1 protein-coding gene is annotated in these 3123 nt (G+C 69.9%); it reads right to left on the bottom strand.

The window, feature by feature from the left end; translation table 11 throughout:
* Positions 1–3123 (bottom strand): type I polyketide synthase (locus G5C65_RS34360; protein ID WP_241266263.1); only part of this gene is annotated, 3123 nt, incomplete at both ends.

Raw genomic sequence — 3123 nt, 5'->3', positions numbered from 1 at the left:
TCTGGTAGCGCCAGGAGTCCAGGGTGGAGCGCTCCCGGTGACGTCTGCGCCACGCGGACAGCGCGGGCAGTGCCGATTCCAGACCGGCCAGTTCCTCCAGGTCCTCACGCTCGACCGCGTTCCAGAAGGCCGAGTCGGCCCCGTCACCCACGGCTGGGCTCACCCAGGGTTCCGGCCAGAACCGTTCGCGTTGGAAGGCGTAGGTGGGCAGGTCGACCACCCGGCCGCCCCAGTGGGCGAAGACCTTCGCCCAGTCGACGCCGGCGCCCACTGTCCACAGGCGGCTGATCGCGGTCAGGGCGGTGTCGGTCTCGTCCCGGTCCTTACGGAGGGCTGAGGCGAACACCGTATCGGCGGCGGTCTCCTGGGCCATGCCGGACAGGACGCCGTCCGGGCCCAGCTCCAGGCAGGCGGTCACGCCCATGGTTTGCAGGGCGGTGACGCCGTCGGCGAAGCGGACGGTCCGGCGGATCTGGTCCAGCCAGTACTCCGGCTCCTGCATCAACCCCGGCTCGGCCACCGCGCCCGTCAGATTCGACACGATCGGGATCCGCGCCGGGCTGAACGTCAGCCCGGACAGGACGCTCGCAAACTCCTCCAGCATCGGCTCCATCAGCACCGAGTGGAACGCGTGCGACACCCCCAGGACGTTGACCCGCTGACCGCGGGCCGCGCCCTCGGCCGCGTAGCGCTCGATGGCCGCCAGGTCGCCGGACAGCACCACGGACTGAGGGCCGTTGACAGCCGCGACATCCAAACCCGAGTCGGCGACCTCAGCTTCCGACGCCTGCACCGCCAGCATCCCGCCACCGGACGGCAGCCCCTGCATCAAACGGCCACGCTCCGCGACCAGGGTGCACGCGTCATCCAGATCGAGGATCCCGGAAACGTGGGCGGCAGTGATCTCGCCGAGGGAATGGCCCAGGAGTACGTCCGGTTCCACGCCCCAGGATTCGACGAGGCGGAACAGGGCGACCTCAAGCGCGAACAAGCCTGCCTGCGCCCACATCGTCCGATCCAGACCAGAACCATCAGTCAGGACCTCACGCAACGGTCGCTCCAGCCGCACGTCAAGGCGCGCACACACCGCGTCGAACGCCTCGGCGAAGACCGGGAACGTCTCGTACAGCCCCAGCCCCATCCCGGCACGCTGCGCACCCTGCCCCGTGAACAGGAACGCCAGGCGACCCGCGTCCGCAACACCCCTCGACGGCTCGTCCGCACCGACCAGCACAGCGCGGTACTCCAAGGGCGCACGAGTCGTCGCCAGCGACCAGGCCACGTCCATCGCGTCCAGCTCCGGCCGCTCCGCCACGAACGACCGCAACCGCTCGATCTGCGCCCGCAACGCAGCCTCGGACTTCGCGGATACGAGCCACGGCACCGCCTCCGGCCGCACCGTCGATGGCTCAGTGACACGAGCCTCGACTGACGCAGGCGCCTGCTCGACGATGACATGCGCATTCGTCCCGCTGATCCCGAACGAGGACACCGCCGCACGGCGCGGACGATCCGCCTCGGGCCATGAACGCGCCTCGGTGAGCAGCTCTACCGCGCCGGCGGACCAGTCCACCTGCGGGGAGGGCTCATCCACGTGCAGCGTCGCAGGCAATACGCCGTTCCGCATCGCCATGATCATCTTGATCACACCGGCGACACCTGCGGCCGCCTGGGTGTGGCCGATGTTGGATTTGATCGAGCCCAGCCACAGCGGTTCGTCGTCCTCGCCGCGGTCCTGGCCGTAGGTGGCCAGCAGGGCTTGGGCCTCGATCGGGTCACCAAGGCGGGTCCCCGTGCCGTGCGCCTCGACCGCATCCACCTCCGCACCGGTCAGCTGGGCGTTGGTCAGCGCCTGGTGAATGACGCGCTGCTGGGAGGGGCCGTTCGGCGCCGTCAGGCCGTTCGACGCACCGTCCTGGTTGATCGCACTGCCCCGCACCACCGCCAGGATCTGATGCCCGTTGCGCTCCGCATCGGACAGCCGCTCGACCAGCAGCAGGCCGACGCCCTCGGCCCAGCCGGTCCCGTCCGCCGCCGCCGCAAAAGACTTGCACCGCCCATCCGCCGCCAGCCCGTCCTGCCGGCCGAACTCGGCGAACGCACCCGGGCTCACCATCACCGTCACACCACCGGCAAGCGCCAGGCCACACTCACCCGACCGCAGCGCCTGCGCCGCCAAATGCAGCGCGACCAGCGACGACGAACATGCCGTGTCCACAGTGACGGCGGGACCCTCCAGCCCGAACACATACGACACACGGCCGGAGATCACGCTGTTCGACGTGCCCGACAGCACATGCCCTTCAGTGCCCGGCACGCCGCCGATGCCATAGGCGGACGAGGACGCGCCCGCGTACACCCCGACGCTGCGCCCCTTCACCGACCGCGGGTCCATCCCGGCCGACTCGAACGCCTCCCACGCCGCTTCCAGCAGCAGCCGCTGCTGCGGATCCATCGCCAACGCCTCACGCGGTGAGATCCCGAACAACTCGGCATCGAACTCATCGGCGTCATGAACGAACCCACCGACCGGTGCGTAGTCACTGCCCAGCCCGGCCACCGGCCAGCCGCGGTCGGCGGGGAAGGGGGTGATCCCATCGGCCGCGTCGGCGACCAGGTTCCACAGTTGGTCGGGTGAGGTGATTCCGCCGGGGTAGCGGCAGGCCATGCCCACGATCGCGATCGGCTCGTCCGACACCCCGCCCGCAGCGGGCACCGGTGTGGCGGAGTCCTGCTGGAGATCTCCGACCAGCTCCGCCAGCAGGTAGTCGGTCAGGACGGCCGGGCTGGGGTGGTCGAATACCAGCGTGGCGGGCAGTGGCAGTCCGGTGTGTGTGGTCAGCAGGTTGCGTAGTTCGACGGCTGTGAGGGAATCGAAGCCAAGGTCGCGGAAGGCCCGGCCGGGTTCGATGGCCTCCGCGTTCGTGTGTCCGAGGACCTGGGCGGCCTGCGTACGTACCAGGTCCAGCAGCGTCTGGCGTCGCTCGGCGCTCGTGGCGCCGGACAACTGCTGCAGCAGCCTCGATCCCGCACCGGTACTGCTGCTCGGTGTGGCCTCCAGCGTGTCTGCAGTCTCCGGAAGATCCGAGAGCAGGGGGCTGGGGCGGGTCGAGGTGAAGGCGG

Origin of the sequence: Streptomyces boncukensis, assembly GCF_011045075.1 — a bacterium.
GTDB classification, from domain to species: domain Bacteria; phylum Actinomycetota; class Actinomycetes; order Streptomycetales; family Streptomycetaceae; genus Streptomyces; species Streptomyces boncukensis.
This window is presented reverse-complemented; position numbering and strand designations above follow the sequence as displayed.